Annotated in this window: 17 protein-coding genes; 8 read left to right on the forward strand and 9 right to left on the reverse strand. The window is 66.1% G+C overall.

The window, feature by feature from the left end:
- Nucleotides 1-45 precede the first annotated feature (45 nt).
- Genes RCAP_RS16895 through smc form a run of 4 tightly spaced genes read right to left on the reverse strand, consistent with a single transcriptional unit; the run spans nt 46 to nt 5,243 of the window.
- Nucleotides 46-804: a glycerophosphodiester phosphodiesterase family protein gene (locus tag RCAP_RS16895; RefSeq protein WP_023910740.1), complete on the reverse strand. Its 759-nt coding sequence runs from the start codon at nt 802-804 to the stop codon at nt 46-48.
- Nucleotides 801-1,262, reverse strand: a complete 462-nt coding sequence (locus RCAP_RS16900; protein WP_013069112.1) for a RidA family protein — start codon at nt 1,260-1,262, stop codon at nt 801-803. Before RCAP_RS16900 ends, RCAP_RS16895 begins: the two co-directional genes overlap by 4 nt.
- A gap of 9 nt (nt 1,263-1,271) precedes the next feature.
- Nucleotides 1,272-1,730 (reverse strand): YbjN domain-containing protein, encoded by a 459-nt coding sequence (locus tag RCAP_RS16905; RefSeq protein ID WP_013069113.1) that lies wholly within the window; start codon nt 1,728-1,730, stop codon nt 1,272-1,274.
- Between the two features lie 54 nt (nt 1,731-1,784).
- Nucleotides 1,785-5,243: a chromosome segregation protein SMC gene (gene smc / locus RCAP_RS16910; protein WP_013069114.1), complete on the reverse strand. Its 3,459-nt coding sequence runs from the start codon at nt 5,241-5,243 to the stop codon at nt 1,785-1,787.
- A gap of 185 nt (nt 5,244-5,428) precedes the next feature.
- Between smc and RCAP_RS16915 the strand changes: the two genes are divergently transcribed.
- Complete coding sequence (locus RCAP_RS16915) at nt 5,429-5,785, forward strand: CidA/LrgA family protein (protein ID WP_013069115.1); 357 nt, start codon at nt 5,429-5,431, stop codon at nt 5,783-5,785.
- Entirely contained in the window at nt 5,778-6,494 is a 717-nt protein-coding gene (locus tag RCAP_RS16920) for an LrgB family protein (protein ID WP_013069116.1), read from the forward strand. Before RCAP_RS16915 ends, RCAP_RS16920 begins: the two co-directional genes overlap by 8 nt.
- A gap of 230 nt (nt 6,495-6,724) precedes the next feature.
- Here the strand turns inward: RCAP_RS16920 and rnhA are convergent, their stop codons facing one another.
- The 5 genes from rnhA to RCAP_RS16945 form a co-directional block, all read right to left on the reverse strand.
- Entirely contained in the window at nt 6,725-7,186 is a 462-nt protein-coding gene (gene rnhA, locus RCAP_RS16925) for a ribonuclease HI (RefSeq protein WP_013069117.1), read from the reverse strand.
- On the reverse strand, nt 7,186-7,788 hold the full coding sequence (locus tag RCAP_RS16930) for a LysE family translocator (protein ID WP_013069118.1): 603 nt from the start codon (nt 7,786-7,788) through the stop codon (nt 7,186-7,188). Before RCAP_RS16930 ends, rnhA begins: the two co-directional genes overlap by 1 nt.
- Before the next feature lie 6 nt (nt 7,789-7,794).
- Nucleotides 7,795-8,745, reverse strand: coding sequence for a 4-hydroxy-3-methylbut-2-enyl diphosphate reductase (gene ispH / locus RCAP_RS16935; RefSeq protein ID WP_080514704.1), 951 nt, complete (start codon nt 8,743-8,745; stop codon nt 7,795-7,797).
- A gap of 62 nt (nt 8,746-8,807) precedes the next feature.
- Complete coding sequence (locus RCAP_RS16940) at nt 8,808-9,521, reverse strand: response regulator transcription factor (RefSeq protein WP_013069120.1); 714 nt, start codon at nt 9,519-9,521, stop codon at nt 8,808-8,810.
- Nucleotides 9,518-11,422: a PAS-domain containing protein gene (locus RCAP_RS16945; RefSeq protein ID WP_013069121.1), complete on the reverse strand. Its 1,905-nt coding sequence runs from the start codon at nt 11,420-11,422 to the stop codon at nt 9,518-9,520. The genes RCAP_RS16940 and RCAP_RS16945 overlap by 4 nt, the downstream gene beginning before the upstream one ends.
- A 186-nt stretch (nt 11,423-11,608) precedes the next feature.
- Between RCAP_RS16945 and RCAP_RS16950 the strand changes: the two genes are divergently transcribed.
- The 6 genes from RCAP_RS16950 to RCAP_RS16975 all read left to right on the forward strand — a co-directional run bounded on the left by RCAP_RS16950 (nt 11,609) and on the right by RCAP_RS16975 (nt 18,391).
- Nucleotides 11,609-13,771: an AMP-binding protein gene (locus tag RCAP_RS16950; protein ID WP_013069122.1), complete on the forward strand. Its 2,163-nt coding sequence runs from the start codon at nt 11,609-11,611 to the stop codon at nt 13,769-13,771.
- A complete protein-coding gene (locus tag RCAP_RS16955) occupies nt 13,768-14,586 on the forward strand; it encodes an ABC transporter ATP-binding protein (RefSeq protein ID WP_013069123.1) in 819 nt (272 codons plus the stop codon). The genes RCAP_RS16950 and RCAP_RS16955 overlap by 4 nt, the downstream gene beginning before the upstream one ends.
- Nucleotides 14,579-15,565, forward strand: a complete 987-nt coding sequence (locus RCAP_RS16960; RefSeq protein ID WP_013069124.1) for a branched-chain amino acid ABC transporter permease — start codon at nt 14,579-14,581, stop codon at nt 15,563-15,565. Before RCAP_RS16955 ends, RCAP_RS16960 begins: the two co-directional genes overlap by 8 nt.
- Before the next feature lie 163 nt (nt 15,566-15,728).
- Nucleotides 15,729-15,914 (forward strand): hypothetical protein, encoded by a 186-nt coding sequence (locus RCAP_RS16965; RefSeq protein ID WP_013069125.1) that lies wholly within the window; start codon nt 15,729-15,731, stop codon nt 15,912-15,914.
- Nucleotides 15,915-15,963: 49 nt separating this feature from the next.
- Entirely contained in the window at nt 15,964-17,040 is a 1,077-nt protein-coding gene (locus RCAP_RS16970; protein WP_013069126.1) for a branched-chain amino acid ABC transporter permease, read from the forward strand.
- A gap of 64 nt (nt 17,041-17,104) precedes the next feature.
- Nucleotides 17,105-18,391, forward strand: coding sequence for an ABC transporter substrate-binding protein (locus RCAP_RS16975; RefSeq protein ID WP_013069127.1), 1,287 nt, complete (start codon nt 17,105-17,107; stop codon nt 18,389-18,391).
- The last annotated feature ends 44 nt before the right edge of the window (nt 18,392-18,435 follow it).

Genomic DNA, 18,435 nt, shown 5'->3' on the forward strand with positions numbered 1-18,435 from the left:
TTCCCCCCGCATCTTTCCCCAAAGGTGGGGCGCAGGGGGAAAGGGTCAAGCTTCATAGCCCTCGAAGGTGATGTTATGCGCGATCTTGCGCGCTTCGGCCTCGGCCTTTGGCGTGCGGATCGTCCAGCACAGGATCGCCGCGCCCTGCGCCTTCAGCGTCGCGACCCGGGCCGAGCCCAGATCCGCCGCCTCGTGCGAAATGAAGGACGCCCCCACCCGCTCGTAATCGGGAATGCCCGCCAGATGCGCGCGCACCTTGGCGGGCAAAAGCGGCCAGTCGGCGGCGGTATAGGCCGAGGTCGTCAGCCCCACCGGCACGCCGGGCAGGTGCCGGTGAAAGGCCGCCACCGCATGCGGGTTGAAGGACATCACCGCGACCGGCCCGGCATAGCCCGCCAGAACCTGCGCGGTGGCGGCCTCGAGCGGGCCGACATCGGGGCCCATCGCGCCATCCTGATCCTTGATCTCGATCAGCAGCGGCACCCGGCCCGCGACGATCTCCAGCACCTCGGCCAACGTCGGAATACCCTCGTCCCCGCCCGAAAGCGGGATCTCGGCCAGTTCCGCCGCACTCAACCCGCGCAGCCGGCCCGGAACTCCGGTCAGGCGGCGCAGGTCGTAATCGTGAAACACCATCGGCACCCCATCGGCCGAGGGCTGCAGGTCGATCTCGATGCCGTAGCCCGCAGCCACCGCCGCCCGCACCGCGGCGCGGCTGTTTTCCGGCCGCCCGGCGGCACGGTCATGCAACGCGCGATGCGCGATCGGACGGGTCAGGAAAGCCGCGGGCAGGGGCTGCATCATTCGACCTCGAAGATCGCTTCGATCTCGACCGCGACGCCGAAGGGCAGCGAGGCCGCCGAGACGGCGGAACGCGCGTGACGACCGGCCTCGCCGAAGACCTCGACCATCAGATCGGAACAGCCGTTCACCACCTTGGGCTGGTCGGTGAAATCGACGGTCGAATTGACGAAGCCCACCAGCTTCACCACCCGCTTGATCTTGTCCAGATCGCCCACCGCGGCGCGGGCCTGCGCGATCAGCGCCAGACCGCAACGACGCGCGGCGGCGGCGCCCTCTTCCACGCTCATGTCGGCGCCCAGCTTGCCCTTGATGAAGCCGTCCGGCCCCGAGGAGACCTGCCCCGAAACGAAGATCTGATTGCCGGTGCGGACAAAGGGCACGTAATTCGCGGCGGGCGCGGGGGCGTCGGGAAGCGTGATGTTGAGCGCGCTCAGACGCGCTTCGATTGCGGATGCCATGAAGTCCTCTTACCAGTTGATATGCGTGCGGAAGTCATCCAGCAAGCTGCGCCAGATGTCGATGGTGTCGGTGAAATTCTTGCCCCCCACCCCATCCTTGTCGAGGTTGACATCATATTCGATCACCGCATTGCCGTCGCCATCCACATAGGCGCGGCCAAAGCGGGCCTTCTGGTTCCAGCTGTTCAGAACCGCATATTTCAGCGGTTCCGGGGTCAGGAAGGCCGCCGAAAACGCGACCGAGCTGCAGTCCCGCGCCTTGGTGCAGCCATAGAAATAGACGTCGAATTTCGTGTCATCGACCGAGCTTGACAGCATCGGATCGCCCTGATCATCGGTGCCGGGCTGCGGTTTCAGACCGTAATCCTGCAGGAAAGCGGCCACCACATCCGGGTCGGCCATGACCTGCGCCTGCGCGGGCAGCGCGGCCAGCAGGGCAATGAAAGCGGGAAGAAGCGGACGGATCATCGGGGCCTCCTTTCGGCAAGGATTGTCCGATTGTCCCCTCCGCATCAAGCCCCGTCAGGCCACCAGCTGCTCGGCCTTTTTCAGATCGACAGACACAAGCTGGCTGACCCCCTGTTCCTGCATCGTCACGCCGAACAGCCGGTCCATCCGGCTCATCGTCACCGCATGGTGGGTGATGATCAGGAAGCGGGTGTCGGTGCGCCGCGTCATCTCGTCCAGAAGATCGCAGAACCGGGTGACGTTCGCATCATCCAAGGGCGCATCGACCTCGTCGAGCACGCAGATCGGCGCCGGATTGGCCAGAAAGACCGCAAAGATCAGCGCCATCGCGGTCAGGGTCTGTTCACCCCCCGACAGCAGGCTGAGCGTCGAGAGCTTCTTGCCCGGCGGCTGGCACATGATTTCAAGGCCCGCCTCCAGCGGGTCATCGCTTTCCACAAGCTGCAGACTGGCCGAGCCGCCGCCGAACAGATGCGTGAAGAGCGTGCGGAAGCTTTCGTTGACCTGTTCGAAGGCGGTCAGCAACCGCTCGCGCCCCTCGCGGTTCAGCCCGGCAATCCCCGAACGCAGCTTGCGGATCGCCTCTTCCAGATCGGTCTTTTCCTTGGCCAGCCCGTCATGTTCGCCCTGCACCTCGCGCAGGTCTTCCTCGGCGCGCAGGTTGACGGCGCCCAAAGCCTCGCGGGCGCGTTTGAGCCGCGCGACCTCGATTTCCAGCGCTTCGGCAGCGGGCATCTTTTCGGGATCGGCCGCCAGCGTGTCGAACAAAGCCTGCGGCGTCAGATCGGTGGCCTCCTCGATGCGTTCGGCGGCATGGGCCTGGGTTTCGCGGGCGGCATCCAGCCGCGCCTCGGCCCGGGCCTTGCCCTCGCGCGCCTCACCGGCGGCGCGTTCGGCATCGCGTTCCGCCATCTGCGCCTGCCGCAGCGCCGCTTCCGCCCCGGCCAGCCGGTCCGAGGCCGTCGCCCGGCGCTCCTCGGCGGCCTCGATCGCGGAATTCAACTCGTCGCGTTTCGCGGCCAGTTCCTCGGGCGCGGCGGCGGCATCTTCGAGTTCCCCCACCGCATCTTCGCGCCGCGACGCGAGTTCGGCAGACCGCTTCTCGGCCGTCTCCAGCCGGTGCCGCCAGCCGGAGATTTCCTTGGTGATCTCCTGCCGCCGCCGCAACCGGGCCTCGCCCTCGCGGCGGATCTCGTCATGGGCGGCGCGGCGGGTCAGCATCGTCACCCGCGCGGCTTCGACCGTCAGCTTGATCGCCTCGACCTCGCCGCGGGCGGCATCCAGATCGGGCAGCGCCGCCAGCTGCGCCTCGGCCTCGGCCAGGGCGAGCCGCGCTGATCCGGCCTCGTCGCCGTAGCGTTTCACCGCCATCCGCGCCGCTTCCAGCTTGCCCGCGGAAATCGAGCGATCGGCTTCCGCACGGCTGAGCGCCCGCCCGGCCTCGGCCAGCCTTGTATCGGCCGCCCGGCGGGCCTCGCGGGCGCGGGCATCGGCCGCCGTCGCCTCGGCGAGCGTCCGGCTGAGCGCCTCATGCGCCTGCCGCGCCCCCTCGGCCCGGGCCGCGACCTCTTCCAGATCGCGTTTCAACTCCACCAGACGGTTGAGCTGGCGCAGGCGCAAGGCCGCCGCCGTCGGCGCATCCTCGGCCCCGGCGCGAAAGCCGTCCCAGCGCCACAGATCGCCCTGAAGCGACACCAGCCGCTGCCCGGGCAACAGCGTCGGTTGCAGCCGCGCCCCCTCGGCGGCATCGGCCACAAGCCCGATCTGCGCGATGCGACGGCGCAGCACGGCGGGCACCTCGACATGGGCCGACAGCGGCTCGACGCCCGCGGGCAAGGGCTGCACCGCGTCGTAATCGGGCAGCACGCCCCAGCCGGACCGGGCCCCCGCCTCCACCTCGGGCGCGCGCAGATCATCGGCCAAAGCCGCGCCCAGCGCCGCCTCGTAGCCGCTTTTCACCCGCACCCGATCGAGCAGCTGATGCCCGCTTGCCGCTTCGCGTTCGACAAGCCGCGCCAAGGCCGCCACTTCGGCCCGCAGCGCCCCGGCCTCGCCCTCGGCCTCGGAGCGCACGGCCCGGGCGGTGCTTTCGCGCGCCTGCACCTGCCCGCGCGCCTCATCCGCCGCAAGCAGCGCTTCCTCGGCCGCTTCGGCCTGATCCTGCGCCTCTTCCTGCGCGCTCTGGGCGGCCTCGAACGCATCCTCGGCCCGTTCCAGCGCCTCGGCCGCCGTCTCGGCGGCATCCGAGGCCCGCGCCGCCTCGGCTTCGGCCTTGGCCACGGTCGCGCGGTTGTCCGACACCAGCCGCGTCACCGAGCCATGCCGCGCCGCCAGCCGCGCCACATCCTCGGTGCCTTCGCTCAGCAGCGCCTCGCGCTCGGCCAGAACCGCCGCCGCCTCGGCCGAGGCTTCGGCGGCCGCTTCCAGCTTGTCCTCCTGCCCCTCGGCGGCCTTGATCAGCTGGCCCATTTCCCAGTCGAGCCGGGCAATGGTTTCGCCCGCATCGCGGTTCAGCCCGGCTTCGCGCTCCATGTCGCGGTCCAGCTGCGCGATGCGCGATTTCAGACTGTCGATCCGCGCCGCCGCCTGCGCCTCGGCGTCCGAGAGCGCATCGCGTTGCAAGACCAGCCGTTGCAGGATCGCCCCGGCAATCGTCTCCTCCTCGCGCAGGGGCGGCAGGGCGTCTTCCTGCGCCACCCGCGCCTTGGCCGCCGCGCGCGAGGCCAGTTCCGCCTGCGCCGCCCCCATCATCGCCGAACGCAGCGCGTTTTCCGCCTCGGCCCGGGCCAGATCGGCCTCGCGCCAGCGCCGATACAGCAGCATCCCCTCGGCCCGGCGCAGCTCGTTGCCGATCTCGCGATAGCGCACCGCCTGCCGCACCTGCCGCGACAGCGAGGCAAGCTGCGTGCCCAGCTGTTCCAGCACGTCATCGACGCGCGCCAGGTTCTGCTCGGCCCCGGACAGCTTCAGCTCCGCCTCGTGGCGCCGCTGATAAAGCCCGGAAATCCCGGCCGCCTCTTCCAGAATCCGGCGGCGCGCTTTCGGCTTGGCATTGATCAGTTCGGAGATTTGCCCCTGCCGCACCAGCGCCGGGCTGTGCGCCCCGGTCGAGGCATCGGCAAACAGCATCTGCACGTCGCGGGCGCGGACATCCTTGGTGTTGACCTTGTAGGCAGAGCCCGCGTCGCGGGTGATCCGGCGCACGATTTCCAGCACATCGCTGTCGTTGAACCCCGAAGGCGCCAGCCGTTCGCTGTTGTCGATCGAGAGCGAGACTTCCGCGAAATGCCGCGCGCCGCGGGTGGCGGCACCGGCAAAGATCACATCCTCCATCCCCTCGCCGCGCATCGCGGTGGGGCGGTTTTCGCCCATCACCCAGCGCAAGGCCTCCAGCAGGTTCGACTTGCCGCAGCCGTTCGGCCCCACGACGCCGGTCAGGCCGTCGTGGATCACAAGATCGGTCGGGTCGACAAAGCTCTTGAAGCCGTTCAGTCGCAGGCGGGTGAAACGCAAGGGGCACCGATTCCAGATTGAGGGTCCGCCAGTTTGGGTTTTGGCACCGGCCAAGTCAACGCCACCCCCCTCACCTTCCGGCGAGCCCCCGAGCTTATCCACAGAATCACGGGGTTTTCGCTTGCATGGCCGGACGACAGGCTTAAACTGGTTCTAAATTCTGACCAATATCAAGGAAATCTCCGATGGTTCCGGCTCTGGCGATCATTCTGGCGTTCCAACTGGCGGGCGAGGTGATCTCGCGCGCGGGGCATTTGCCGCTGCCGGGGCCGGTTCTGGGGATGCTGGGGATGGTGGCGGCGTTGTCGGCCAGCGAAAGGCTGCGCGCGATGATCCGGCCGGTGGCGCAGGGGTTGCTGTCGCATCTGTCGCTTTTGTTCGTGCCTGCGGGCGTGGGGGTGGTGGCGCATCTGCCGGTGCTGGCCGCGCAGGGTCCGGCGCTGGCGGTGGCGCTGGTCGCCTCGACGCTGCTGGCCATCGTCGTCGGCGCGGTGACCTTCACCCTTGTCGCGAAACTGATGGGAAGCCTGCCCGATGAATGACGCGGCGCTGATCTGGTCCTATCTCGCCTCGCAGCCGCTGTTGTGGCTGACGGCGACGCTGTTTGCCTATTGGGCGGGGGACAGTCTGTATCGGCTGGCCCGGCGCAATCCGGCCGCCAATCCGGTGATGCTGGCGGTGATTTTTCTGGCCGTGCTGCTTGGCATCACCGGCACGCCCTACCGGGAGTATTTCGAGGGCGCGCAATTCGTTCATTTCATGCTGGGTCCGGCGACGGTCTGTCTGGCGGTGCCGTTGCAGGCGAATCTGAAGGCGATCCGCAAGGCGGTGGTGCCGATTGCGGCGGCGCTGCTGGCCGGGTCCTTCACCGCCATCGTCTCGGCTTTGGCGATTGCGAAGATGTTCGGGGCCGAGGCCGGGCTTCTGGCGACGCTGGCGCCGAAATCGGCGACGGCGCCGGTGGCGATCGGGATTTCCGAGGCCTTGGGCGGGCAGCCGACGCTGACCGCGGTTCTGGTGCTGCTGACCGGCATGATCGGGGCGATTTTCGTGACGCCGATGCTGAACGGGCTGGGGCTGCGGGACTGGCGCGCGCGGGGCTTTGCGACCGGGGTGGCGGCGCATGGGATCGGCACGGCGCGGGCCTTTCAGGTGCATGACACGGCGGGGGCTTTCGCCTCGATCGGGATGGGGCTGAATGCGGTGCTGACGGCGTTCCTGGCGCCGCTGGTGCTGCCGTGGTTTTTATGAGCGGCTATCCTTGACCGAGGCCATTGCCGAGGTCAAGCGCACCCTCTCCCCGTGACCGCCGAGGGCCCCAAGGCACTCGGCCAGCGCCCGCCCCGCCCATGGCGGGCGCTTTCGCGCCGCCGGGGCGGGACGCTGGCCTCTGCCGTGCTTGGGGATGCGGTCCTGCCGCAGACGGGGTCGCAACGGGCGGGGAAAAGCGGTGCTTTTCCCCGCCCGAAACACCGTTTCACTCAGCCCTTGGCGGGCTTGTAAGGCGCCATGCCCGCCCGGGCCAATTCATCGGCGCGTTCGTTTTCCGCATGGCCGGCGTGGCCCTTGATCCATTTCCAGACCACCTTGTGCCGCGCCTGCGCCGCATCCAGCCGCTGCCACAGATCGACATTCTTCACCGGCTTCTTGTCCGCCGTCTTCCAGCCGTTGCGCTTCCAGCCATGCATCCAGCTTTCGATGCCGTTCTTCACATAGGCCGAGTCGGTGGTGATCGTCAGCGCCGAGGGCCGCGTCAGCGCCTCAAGCGCCGAAATCGCCGCCATCAGCTCCATGCGGTTGTTGGTCGTATCGGCCTCGCCGCCGGAAAGCTCCTTTTGCTTCAGGATCTTGCCATCCGCCATCGCGCGCATCAGCACGCCCCAGCCCCCGGGCCCCGGGTTGCCGCTGCAGGCCCCGTCCGTCCATGCGTAAAGATCCGACATCAGGCGCGCTCGAAAGCCAGCCGGACGCCCAGCGCCGCAAAGGAGGCCGCGAAGGCCCGGCGCATCCAGGCCATCACCGCCGGGCGGCTCAGGATCGCCTGCCGACCGGAGGCCGCCAGCGCGGTATAGCCAAGGAAGGTCAGGAAGGTGAGAACGGCAAAGACCACGCCCAGTTCCGCCATCACGAAAGGCCCGTCATTCACCGCCATGAACTGCGGCAGGAAGGCCACGAAGAACAAGGGCAGCTTCGGGTTCAGAAGGTTCAAGACGATCCCGCGCCAGACCAGCTGCGCCACCGATTGCGGCGCGGCAGCCTCCAGCGCCAGCCCGCCCGTGCCCTTCAGCGTGCCCCAGGCCATGTAAAGCAGATAGGCCACGCCCGCATATTTGATCGTCTGAAACAGCAGCGCCGAGGTGTGCAGCACCGCCGCCAGCCCCCCCAGCGCCACGGCCAGATGCACCAGCGTCGCGATGGTGCAACCGAGCGAGGCCCAGAGCCCCGCCCGAAACCCCTGCCCCAAGGTCGAGGAGAGCGTGTAGACGACCCCGATTCCCGGAACCAGACAGACGATGAAAGCCGTGAACAGGAACTCGGGGGACATGGGACCTCAATTGTCGTGGCGGAAGATCCGCGGGGTCTTGAACTCTATCCGCTCTTTCGCGGTTTCGACAAGCTCCACCGTCAGATCATAGCGGTCGCGGAAGGCCTCGATCACCTCGTCGACCAGAACCTGCGGCGCCGAGGCCCCGGCGGTCAGGCCCACTTTCGTCAGCCCCTCGAGCGCCTCCCATTGGATTTCCGAGGCGCGTTCGACCAGATGCGAGACGGCGCAACCGGCGTTCCGCCCCACCTCGACCAGACGTTTCGAGTTCGACGAATTCGGCGCGCCGATGACCAGAAGCGCCTCGATCTTCTCGGCCAGCGCCTTCACTGCCGCCTGCCGGTTCGTCGTAGCGTAGCAGATGTCATCCTTGCCCGGACCGACGAGCGACGGGAACCGCGCCTGCAGCGCCGCCACCACCTCGGCCGTGTCATCGACCGACAGCGTCGTCTGGGTGATCCAGGCGAGCTTTTCCGGGTCGCGCACCTCAAGCGTCGCCACATCGGCGGCGGTCTCGATCAGCAGCACCTCGCCCTCGGGCAGCTGCCCCATCGTGCCGATCACCTCGGGGTGGCCCTTGTGGCCGATCATCACGATCTGCAGGCCTTCCTCGGCGTGGCGTTCGGCTTCCAGATGCACCTTGGAGACCAAGGGGCAGGTCGCATCGACATAGATCATGTTGCGCCGCTCGGCCTCGGCCGGGACCGCCTTCGGCACGCCATGCGCGGAAAAGATCACCGGCCGGTCGACCGGACATTCGTCCAGCTCCTCGACGAAAACCGCCCCCTTCGCCGCCAGCGTATCGACCACGAATTTGTTGTGGACGATCTCGTGGCGCACATAGACCGGCGCCCCCCATTTCTCGAGCGACATCTCGACGATCTTCACGGCCCGGTCGACGCCCGCGCAAAAGCCACGGGGGGCGGCAAGGAAAAGGGTAAGGGCAGGTTTCATGATGCGCTCCGTATTCACGGGTCCAGAGGTAATGCCGCGCAGCCCCGCCGTAAAGTGCGACCCGTTTACGTCCAGCGCACCTCGCCCAGAAAGATGTAGCCCGCGCCGTAGATCGTCTTGATCAGGCGCGGGTTCTTCGGGTCTTCGCAAAGCTTCGTGCGCAGCCGCGAGATTCGCACATCCATCGCCCGGTCAAAGCTTTCGCCCGCCGCGCCACCCAGGCTTTCCTGCATTTGCGCCCGCGAAATCAGCCGGTTCGGGCTTTCGAGGAAAAGCCGCAAGACCTCTCCCTCGGCATGGGAAAAGGGCGTCTCGGCGCCATGCGCGTCGATCAGCACATAGCGGTCGAAGGCCGCCTTCCAGCCCGCAAAGACCGCGACCTGCGCCGCCGGTGCGGCTTCGGAGCGCGGACGACGCAGACGGGCGCGGATGCGGGCCACCACCTCGGCCGGATCGAAGGGCTTGATGATGTAGTCATCGGCGCCCAGTTCAAGGCCGGTCACCCGGTCCTGCACCTGCGCCCGGCCCGAGATGATGATGATCGCCGCCCCCGATTCGAGTGCCAGCCGATGCACCAGCGCCAGACCGTCACGGTCGGGCAGGCCCAGATCAACCAGACAGACATCGGGTTGGCAGCGCTTCAGCCCGGCCTCGAATTCCGTCGCCCGGGCATAGGCGCTGGTGCGGAACCCGGCCTCTTCCAGCGCATCGACCAGCATGCGGCGGATCTCGGGCTCGTCATCCAGCACGGCGACAAGGGGGGCTTGCGAATGGGTCATCGGCGCACTCCGGCGATCAGCGCGGCCAGTTCCGCCGCGACGAAGGGTTTTTGCAGCACCGGGCAGGGCGCGGCGGCGCGCAGCCGACTGCCCGGCGGCAGCGAGGTCATCAAAAGCATCGGCACCCGGCCCGACAGATGATGCGCAAGGTCGATCCCGGTGCCCTCGCCCGCCAGCTGGATGTCCGAGAGGATCAGGCCGATCTCCGGCAGGATCGAGAGCGCCTCGGCCTCCTCGACCGAGCCCGCCTCCAGCACCGAATGACCAAGGCCGCGCAGCATCTCGCGCACCGAAAGCCGGATATCGGGGTCATCCTCGACCAGCAGGACCAGCATCGGCGTCGCATCGGTTTCCGCCAGACGCAGCGGCAGGCGCAGGCTCACGCAGGCGCCCGGCTCGCAATTCTCGATCCGCACCGTGCCGCCCGCAAGTTTCGTCTGATCATAGACCATCGACAGCCCAAGGCCCGAGCCCTGCCCGCCCTTCGTCGTGAAGAACGGATCCAGCGCATGGGCCAGGGCCTCGGGGGAAAAGCCGGGGCCGGTGTCACTGACATGCACCTCGACCCAGGTGTCCTGCACCGGATGCGCGGCAATCCGGATCGCCCCGCCCTTCGGCCCCATCGCGTCGCGGGCGTTCAAAAGCAGATTGAGCAGGCTGTCCTGCAACGGCCCGGGATCAAGGACGATCGGCGCCTGCAGACCGTCGATATCGATATCGACCAGCACCGCGGGGCCCAGCGTCGGCGCCGCCATCGTCACCAGATCGGCGATCAGCGCAGGCAGGTTCACCGCCTGCGGCCGCAACTCGCGCTTGCCCGAAATCGCCGCGATCCGGTCGAGCAGCGTGCCCCCCCGCCGCGCCGCCGAAAGCGTCGCCCGCACGGCATCGCGGCCCTCGGGCGGCAGGCCCTCGATGCGCATCATCCGCCCCTGCAGGCCCAGGATGATCGTCAGCAGATTGGCAAAATCATGCGCCATCCCCGAGGTGATCTGCGCCGCCAGTTCGCGTTTGGACGCCTGCGCCAGCGCCGCCCGGGCCTGAGTCTCCTCGGTCACGTCGGTGGACAGGATATAGACGCCCTGCACCCCGTTGCCCGCCCCGCGATCGGGCGTCAGCGCGATGCGGATGCGCCGCCCCGAGGGTTCATGGGTGATCTCGATCACATTCGCCTCACCGGCAAAGGCCCGTTCGAAGCCGGGCAGGATGCGGCGGAACGTGTCCTCGCCCAGAACCTCGGCGGCGGTATGGCCGACCGGATCATCAAGCGAGCCCGGCATCACCGAGGTGACGCGCCGGTTCGAGAACGTATAGACGAAATCCGACCCCATATGGGCGATATGGGCGGGCATCATTTCGGTGACCTGCCGGATCCGCGCGGCGGTGCGGCGCAATTCGCGCTGCGCCTCCTCAAGCGCGGCATTCGTCGCCGCCAGTTCCCGGTTTGCCGCCGCAAGCTGTTCGGCATGGGTCAGGACCTGTTCGGAGAGTTCCTCGGAGCGGGCATGCAGCAGGGCCTCCTGCCGCTTCGTCTCGGTGATGTCGGTATAGACGGTGATCCAGCCGCCCTCGGCCAGGGGGGCGCCCTCCACCGCGATGGTCCTGCCATTGGCGCGCTGGCGCTCCATGTAATGCGGGGTGAAGGCCCGCGCCTGTTCGACCCGCGCCGCCACCCAGGCGCCGATGTCGCCCACGGCGCCGTAATCGCCGCGTTCGGCCAGCCAGCGAATGGTGTCGGCAAAGCTGGTGCCCGGTTCGGTCAGATGTTCGGGCAGGTCGAACATCAGCTGATATTGCCGGTTCGAGACCGCCAGCCGCAGATCGCTGTCAAAGATCGACAGCGCCTGCCCGATCAGGTTCAGCCCCGCCTGCGTCAGCCGTGCCCGCGCATCCTCGGTCATCGCCCGTCCTCCCCGTCCCATCGCTAGCACCTTCTGCGCGCTTCGCAAGCGCCGGATTCAACCGGAAAGGATTCGCAAGGTTTGGGAAAAAGTCCCGAAACTATTCACCGCAAATTTCGATCCCGGGGGTCGCGTCGGGAAAGAGTCGCGGCCCTGCACGCCGGAAAGCCGGTGCAGGGGGGAAGAATGGCAGATCAGGATCAGGGGGCGACGGCGCAGTCGATCCCGGCGCTTCTGGCGCTGAACGTCGAAAGGTATGGCAGCCGTCCCGCCTATCGCGAGAAGGAATTCGGCATCTGGCAGGTCTGGACCTGGGCCGAGGCGGCCGAGGAAATCCGCGCGATGGCGATGGGGTTTCTGAGCCTGGGGGTGGAACGGGGCGATCACGTCGCCATCATCGGCCGCAACCGTCCGGCGCATTACTGGGCGATGGTGGCGGCGCAGATGTGCGGCGCGGTGCCCGTGCCGCTCTATCAGGACGCCGTGGCCGAGGAGATGGCCTATGTGCTCGATCACTGCGGCGCCCGCTTCGTGGTCTGCGGCGATCAGGAACAGGTCGACAAGGTGGTCGAGGTCGAGGATCGCATCCACCACATCCAGCATGTCATGTATACCGACAAGCGCGGCATGCGGAAATACGACCATTCCCGGATGAACCATCTGGCCGATATCGTCGCCGAGGGGAAGGCCGGGCATTTCCGCTATGAAGGCGAGCTGGACAAGCGCATCGCGGAACTGACCGCGGACAGCACCTGCGTGATGCTCTACACTTCGGGGACGACCGGCAAGCCCAAGGGGGTGGTGCTGTCGAACCGCAACATCATCGAGACCGCCCGCGCCTCGGTCGCCTTTGACCATCTGGGCTGCGACGAGGATGTGCTGGCCTATCTGCCGATGGCCTGGGTGGGCGATTTCATCTTTTCCATCGGTCAGGCGATGGTGGCGGGCTTTTGCGTGAACTGCCCCGAAAGCCCGGCGACGATGATGACCGACCTGCGCGAAATCGGGCCGACCTATTTCTTTGCGCCCCCCCGCATCTTTGAGACCATGCTGACGAACGTGATGATCCGGATGGAGGACGCGGGCGATCTGAAACATGGGTTGTTCAAGCATTTCATGGACTTCGCCAAGACCACCGGGGAAACCTACGGGATGCCGCGGTATCGGGTGAAACGCTCGAAACCGACGCTGCGGCGGCGCTGGCGCTGGGCCTGGCGCTATGCGATGGGGATCGGCTTTTCGGTCGAGACGATGGTGGAAAACGCGGTCCGGCTGGCCTTGGTGCGGCTGCGCCACCCGCTCGCGCATCGCAAGCATTTCCACGCCCGGGGACCTTTGCTGAACCTTTATCCGCAGCCTTTGCGCGATTACTTCAACTACCGCACCGGCGAGGTGACGATCTTTTCGCCCTTGAAGAACACGCTCGGCCTGAGCCGCGTCCGCGTCGCCTATACCGCGGGCGAGGCGATCGGCCCCGAGATCTTCGAATTCTACCGCTCGATGGGCATCAATCTGAAACAGCTTTACGGCCAGACCGAGGCCTCGGTTTTCATCACCCAGCAACCCGACGGACAGGTGCGCGCCGATACGGTGGGCGTGCCGAGCCCCGGTGTCGAGGTGAAGATCGGCGAGACGGGCGAGGTCTTTTACCGCTCGCCCGGGACCTTTGTCGAATATTTCAGAAATCCCGAAAGCACGGCCTCGACCAAGGATGCCGAGGGCTGGGTGGCGACGGGCGACGCCGGTTTCTTTGAACCCGGCACCGGGCATCTGCGCATCATCGACCGCGCGAAAGACGTGGGGAAAATGGCGGACGGGCGGCTGTTTGCACCGAAATACGTTGAAAACAAGCTGAAGTTCTATCCCTCGATCCTGGAGGCCGTGGTCTTCGGCAAGGATCGCGACCGCTGCACCGCCTTCATCAACATCGACCTGACCGCGGTCGGCAACTGGGCGGAACGCAACAACATCGCCTATGCCAGCTATCAGGAACTGGCCGGTCACAGCCAGGTCTATGCGATGATCCGCGAGCATATCGACGCGGTGAACCGCTCGGTCGCGCAGGATCCGATGCTCTCGGGCTGCCAGATCCACCGCTTCCTGATCCTGCACAAGGAGTTGGACGCCGATGACGGCGAGATGACCCGCACCCGCAAGGTCCGCCGCAATGTCGTGGCCGAGAAATACGCCGATCTGATCGCCGCGCTTTATGACGGGCGGGACAGGATCACCACCGAAACCGAAGTGACCTACGAGGACGGGCGCAAGGGGGCGATCAGGGCCACGCTCCGCATCGAGGATGCCACCGTCGCGCCCGAGGCGCGCATGCAGAAAGAGGCCGCGGAATGAAGGACATGGGCGAAGGCTATACCACCCCCGACGGCCGCCGGATCGGCCCCGTGCTGATGGAGCTGCGCAACATCACCCTGCGCTTTGGCGGGGTGGTGGCGATCAAGGACATCAGCTTCGACATCCGCGAAGGCGAGATCCGCGCGATCATCGGCCCGAACGGCGCGGGCAAAAGCTCGATGCTGAACGTGATCTCGGGCTTTTACGTGCCGACCGAGGGCGAAGTCTGGTTCCGCGGCGAAAAGCGCGGTCCGATGAAACCCTATCAGGTGGCGCGGCTGGGCATTGCCCGCACCTTCCAGAACATCGCGCTTTTTGACGGCATGTCGGTTCTGGACAACATCATGACCGGGCGGCTGACGCTGATGCATGCGGGCCTGTTCAGCCAGGCCCTTTGGTGGGGCAAGGCCGCCGCCGAGGAAGACGAGCATCGCGAAAAAGTCGAAAAGATCATCGACTTCCTTGAAATCCAGAATATTCGGAAAACTCCGGTCGGGCGCCTGCCCTATGGGCTGAAGAAGCGGGTGGAACTGGCCCGCGCCTTGGCGGCGGAGCCGAAGATCCTGCTTCTGGACGAGCCGATGGCCGGGATGAACGTCGAGGAAAAAGAGGACATGTGCCGCTTCATCCTGGATGTGAACGACGAATTCGGCACGACGACGGTCTTGATCGAACATGACATGGGCGTGGTGATGGATCTGTCCGACCGGGTGGTGGTGATGGATTACGGCCGCAAGATCGGCGACGGCCCGCCCGAGGAAGTCCGCAACAATCAGGACGTCATCGACGCCTATCTGGGGGTGGCCCATGCTTGAGCAGCTGACCTATGCCTCGGAGGCCGCGCTGAACGGGCTGATGGCCGGGGTGATGTATTCGCTTGTCGCCCTTGGCTTCGTCCTGATCTACAAATCCTCGGGCGTGTTCAACTATGCGCAGGGCGTGATGGCGCTTTTCGCGGCGCTGACGCTGGTCGGCATCCAGAACGGACAGGTGCCCTTCGCGCATCTGATCAATGCAATGACCGGCGGCCATCTGGAGACCTTTGGCTGGCAGGTGCCCGCGGTGCTGGCGATCCTGCTCACCATCGGCGTGATGGTGGGCATGGCGATCGCGATCGAGAAACTGGTGCTCAAGCATCTGGTCAATCAGGCGCCGATCATCCTGTTCATGGCGACGATCGGGCTGGCCTATTTCCTCGAAGGTTTCGGCGACGTGATGTGGGGCGCCGATATCAAGACGCTGGATGTCGGCCTGCCGCAGGGGATCAACGAGACGGTGGAAAGCCTGACCGGCGCCTGGTTCGGCTATGGCTTCTTCATCGACAATCTCGACATCGTCGCGGCCGTGGTGTCCGTGGCGCTGGTGGCGGCCCTGACCGTGTTCAGCCAGTATTCGAAACAGGGCCGGGCGCTGCGCGCCGTCGCCGACGACCATCAGGCGGCGCTTTCGGTGGGCATCTCGCTGCGCTTCATCTGGATCCTGGTCTGGTCGATCGCGGGCTTTGTCGCGCTGGTGGCCGGGATCATGTGGGGCTCCAAATCCGGGGTGCAATTCTCGCTCTCGCTGATCGCGCTGAAGGCGCTGCCGGTCCTGATGCTGGGCGGCTTCACCTCGATCCCCGGCGCCATCGTCGGCGGGCTGATCATCGGCATGGGCGAGAAACTGTTCGAGTTCTTCATCGGTCCGATGATCGGCGGCGCCACCGAAAACTGGTTCGCCTATGTGCTGGCGCTGATCTTCCTCGTGTTCCGGCCGCAGGGCCTGTTCGGCGAGCGGATCATCGAGAGGGTGTAAACTAAAATGGACACTTTGACGCAGATTAGGGTTGAACAGGGGGACAAGGTGCGACATTCTGTCAGCGATCCGGCGCGCTGGGATGATTCCTGCCGGGGACACGCACTGCATCACGCGCCCCTTGCGGTTGAGGAGGCGCCCGGGGACGGGGGGCCCCATATCGATGACCAGAAAAGCCTGTTCCGTCGCCTTCACCATCGGCTGGGCCTCTGCCCTGACCTTCGGCTGGATCGCGCTGGCCGCACCGCCGGACGAGCCGGCCTCGACCCGCACCATCAACATGATCCTTGCGGCCTTCGGGGCCGGGGCCGGCCTCTGGTCCTGGATGCGCGTGCGCCGCGACATCTGACGGGGGCGCCCAGCAGCCTTCCCCGTGCCATCACCGGGGGGAGGCTCTGATGTTTTACCGCGAAGCAGGCGATTTCAAGACAAGCTACCGCGCCGACAGCCAGACCTTTCCGATCCGTCTGGACCGGATGGGATATTTCGCGGCGCTGGCAACAGCTTATTGCGTCGTGCCCTTTTTCATCGACGATTACTGGGCGAATGCGGTCTTCGTGCCCTTCCTGATCTATGCGATCGCGGCGATCGGGCTGAACATCCTTGTGGGCTATGCCGGGCAGGTCAGCCTTGGCACCGGCGGCTTCATGGCGGTCGGCGCCTATGCGGTCTACAAGCTGATGACCGCCTTTCCCGAGGTGCCGATCCTGATCCACGTCCTGCTGGCGGGCGGCATCACCGCCTGCGTCGGCGTGCTGTTCGGCCTGCCGTCCTTGCGGATCAAGGGCTTTTATCTGGCCGTCGCGACGCTAGCGGCGCAGTTCTTCCTCGTCTGGCTCTTCAACAAGGTGCCGTGGTTTTACAACTATTCCGCGTCCGGCCAGATCACCGCGCCCGACCGCACCATGTTCGGCGTCTTCATCACCGGGGCGCAGACGACGGCGGCGGCGAAATACCTGTTCTGTCTCGTCCTCCTGACACTTGTCGCCCTGATGGCGCGCAATCTGACGCGCGGCACCATCGGGCGCAAATGGATGGCCATTCGCGACATGGACATCGCCGCCGAGATCATCGGGGTCAATCCGCTGTCCGCCAAGGTCACTGCCTTTGCCGTCTCGTCCTTCTTCATCGGCATCGCCGGGGCGCTTTTGTTCTCGGTCTACCTCGGCGCGGCCGAGGTGGGCGAGGCCTTCGGGATCAACAAATCGTTCCTGGTGCTGTTCATGGTGATCATCGGCGGGCTCGGCTCGATCTTCGGCTCCTTTGCCGGGGCGGCGTTCCTGGTCCTGCTGCCGGTGTTTCTCAAGAACGTGCTGGTCGGCGGCCTGGGCTGGCCCACCGATGTCGCCGCGCATCTGGAGCTGATGATCGTCGGTGCGCTGATCGTGGTTTTCCTGATCGTCGAACCGCACGGGCTGGCGCAGCTGTGGCGCATTGCCAAGGAAAAACTGAGACTTTGGCCCTTCCCACATTGAGGGGCCGGGAAAGACCCGGGCAACCGGTTGAAAACAAACAATACGTTACTGGGAGGATAGACGTATGAAAAAGAGCTTTGCAGCCCTTGCGGCGGCGGCCATGCTGGCCACGACCGGCCCCGCTCTGGCCGATCTGACGGTGCCGAACCTGAGCTATCGCACCGGCTCCTATGCCGCGAACGGCATCCCCTATGCCGATGGTTTCGCCGATTACTTCACGCTGCTGAACGAGCGCGACGGCGGCATCGGCGGTGAAAAGGTCGCCGTGCCGGAATGCGAGACCGCCTACAACACCGAAAAGGGCGTCGAATGCTATGAAAGCACCAAGGGACAGGCGGCGCTGGCCTATAACCCGCTCTCGACCGGGATCACCTATCAGCTGATCCCGAAGGTCACAGCGGATCACCATGTGCTGTATACCCCGGGCTATGGCCGCACCTCGGCCGCGAATGGCGCGGTGTTCGAATGGGTGTTCAACTATCCGGCCAACTACTGGGACGGCGCCTCGGTCGCGGTGAAATACATGCTGGCGGAAAACGGCGGCGATCTGACCGGGAAAAAGATCACGCTGGTCTATCACAACTCGGCCTATGGCAAGGAACCGATCCGCACGCTGGAAGAACTGGCGAAGAAGCACGGCTTCACCCTGTCGCTGCTGCCGGTCGATCCGCCCGGGCAGGAGCAGAAATCGCAATGGCTGCAGATCCGCCGCGACAAGCCCGATTATGTCATCATGTATGGCTGGGGCGTGATGAACCAGGTCGCGATCCAGGAGGCGGTGAACATCAAGTTCCCGATGGATCACATGATGGGGATCTGGTGGTCGGGCTCTGAAAACGACGTCGGCCCGGCGGGCGCGGGGGCGAATGGCTACAAGTCGATCAGCTTCCACGGCGTCGGCGCCGAGTATCCGATCTATGCCGATCTGAAGAAATATGTCTTCGACGCGGGCAAGGCGGCGGGGGCGGGCGATCAGCTGGGCACCGTGCTTTATTCGCGCGGGATGTATGCGGCGATGATCATTTCCGAAGCGATCCGCACCGCGCAGGAAAAGACCGGCAAGGCCTCGGTGACGCCCGAGGAGGTCCGCGACGGGTTTGAGACCCTGAACCTGACCGAGGCGCGTCTGACCGAGCTTGGCCTGCCGGGCTTTGCCCAGCCGATCGCCGCCAGCTGCGCCGATCACGGCGGCCCGGGCACGGCGATGATCCTGCAATGGGATGCCTCGGCGAAGAAATGGTCCGCCGTCTCGGACTGGATCGAGGCCGATGCCGAGGTGCTCGATCCGCTGATCGCCGAGGACTCGGCCGCTTTCGCCAAGGAATCCGGCATCGCCGAGCGTTGCAAGTAAGCCCCTGCCCCCGGCCTTCGGGCCGGGGGATTTCGCCCCGGAGG

Source organism: Rhodobacter capsulatus SB 1003 (genome assembly GCF_000021865.1).
Lineage (GTDB): Bacteria > Pseudomonadota > Alphaproteobacteria > Rhodobacterales > Rhodobacteraceae > Rhodobacter > Rhodobacter capsulatus_B.

Excerpts from the sequence above, each read along its gene's own strand:
- RCAP_RS16895 (WP_023910740.1), bottom strand. The coding sequence starts at position 804 with ATGATGCAGCCCCTGCCCGCGGCTTTCCTGACCCGTCCGATCGCGCAT.
- RCAP_RS16900 (WP_013069112.1), bottom strand. The coding sequence starts at position 1,262 with ATGGCATCCGCAATCGAAGCGCGTCTGAGCGCGCTCAACATCACGCTT.
- RCAP_RS16905 (WP_013069113.1), bottom strand. The coding sequence starts at position 1,730 with ATGATCCGTCCGCTTCTTCCCGCTTTCATTGCCCTGCTGGCCGCGCTG.
- RCAP_RS16915 (WP_013069115.1), top strand. The coding sequence starts at position 5,429 with ATGGTTCCGGCTCTGGCGATCATTCTGGCGTTCCAACTGGCGGGCGAG.
- RCAP_RS16920 (WP_013069116.1), top strand. The coding sequence starts at position 5,778 with ATGAATGACGCGGCGCTGATCTGGTCCTATCTCGCCTCGCAGCCGCTG.
- rnhA (WP_013069117.1), bottom strand. The coding sequence starts at position 7,186 with ATGTCGGATCTTTACGCATGGACGGACGGGGCCTGCAGCGGCAACCCG.
- RCAP_RS16930 (WP_013069118.1), bottom strand. The coding sequence starts at position 7,788 with ATGTCCCCCGAGTTCCTGTTCACGGCTTTCATCGTCTGTCTGGTTCCG.
- RCAP_RS16940 (WP_013069120.1), bottom strand. The coding sequence starts at position 9,521 with ATGACCCATTCGCAAGCCCCCCTTGTCGCCGTGCTGGATGACGAGCCC.
- RCAP_RS16945 (WP_013069121.1), bottom strand. The coding sequence starts at position 11,422 with ATGACCGAGGATGCGCGGGCACGGCTGACGCAGGCGGGGCTGAACCTG.
- RCAP_RS16950 (WP_013069122.1), top strand. The coding sequence starts at position 11,609 with ATGGCAGATCAGGATCAGGGGGCGACGGCGCAGTCGATCCCGGCGCTT.
- RCAP_RS16955 (WP_013069123.1), top strand. The coding sequence starts at position 13,768 with ATGAAGGACATGGGCGAAGGCTATACCACCCCCGACGGCCGCCGGATC.
- RCAP_RS16960 (WP_013069124.1), top strand. The coding sequence starts at position 14,579 with ATGCTTGAGCAGCTGACCTATGCCTCGGAGGCCGCGCTGAACGGGCTG.
- RCAP_RS16965 (WP_013069125.1), top strand. The coding sequence starts at position 15,729 with ATGACCAGAAAAGCCTGTTCCGTCGCCTTCACCATCGGCTGGGCCTCT.
- RCAP_RS16970 (WP_013069126.1), top strand. The coding sequence starts at position 15,964 with ATGTTTTACCGCGAAGCAGGCGATTTCAAGACAAGCTACCGCGCCGAC.
- RCAP_RS16975 (WP_013069127.1), top strand. The coding sequence starts at position 17,105 with ATGAAAAAGAGCTTTGCAGCCCTTGCGGCGGCGGCCATGCTGGCCACG.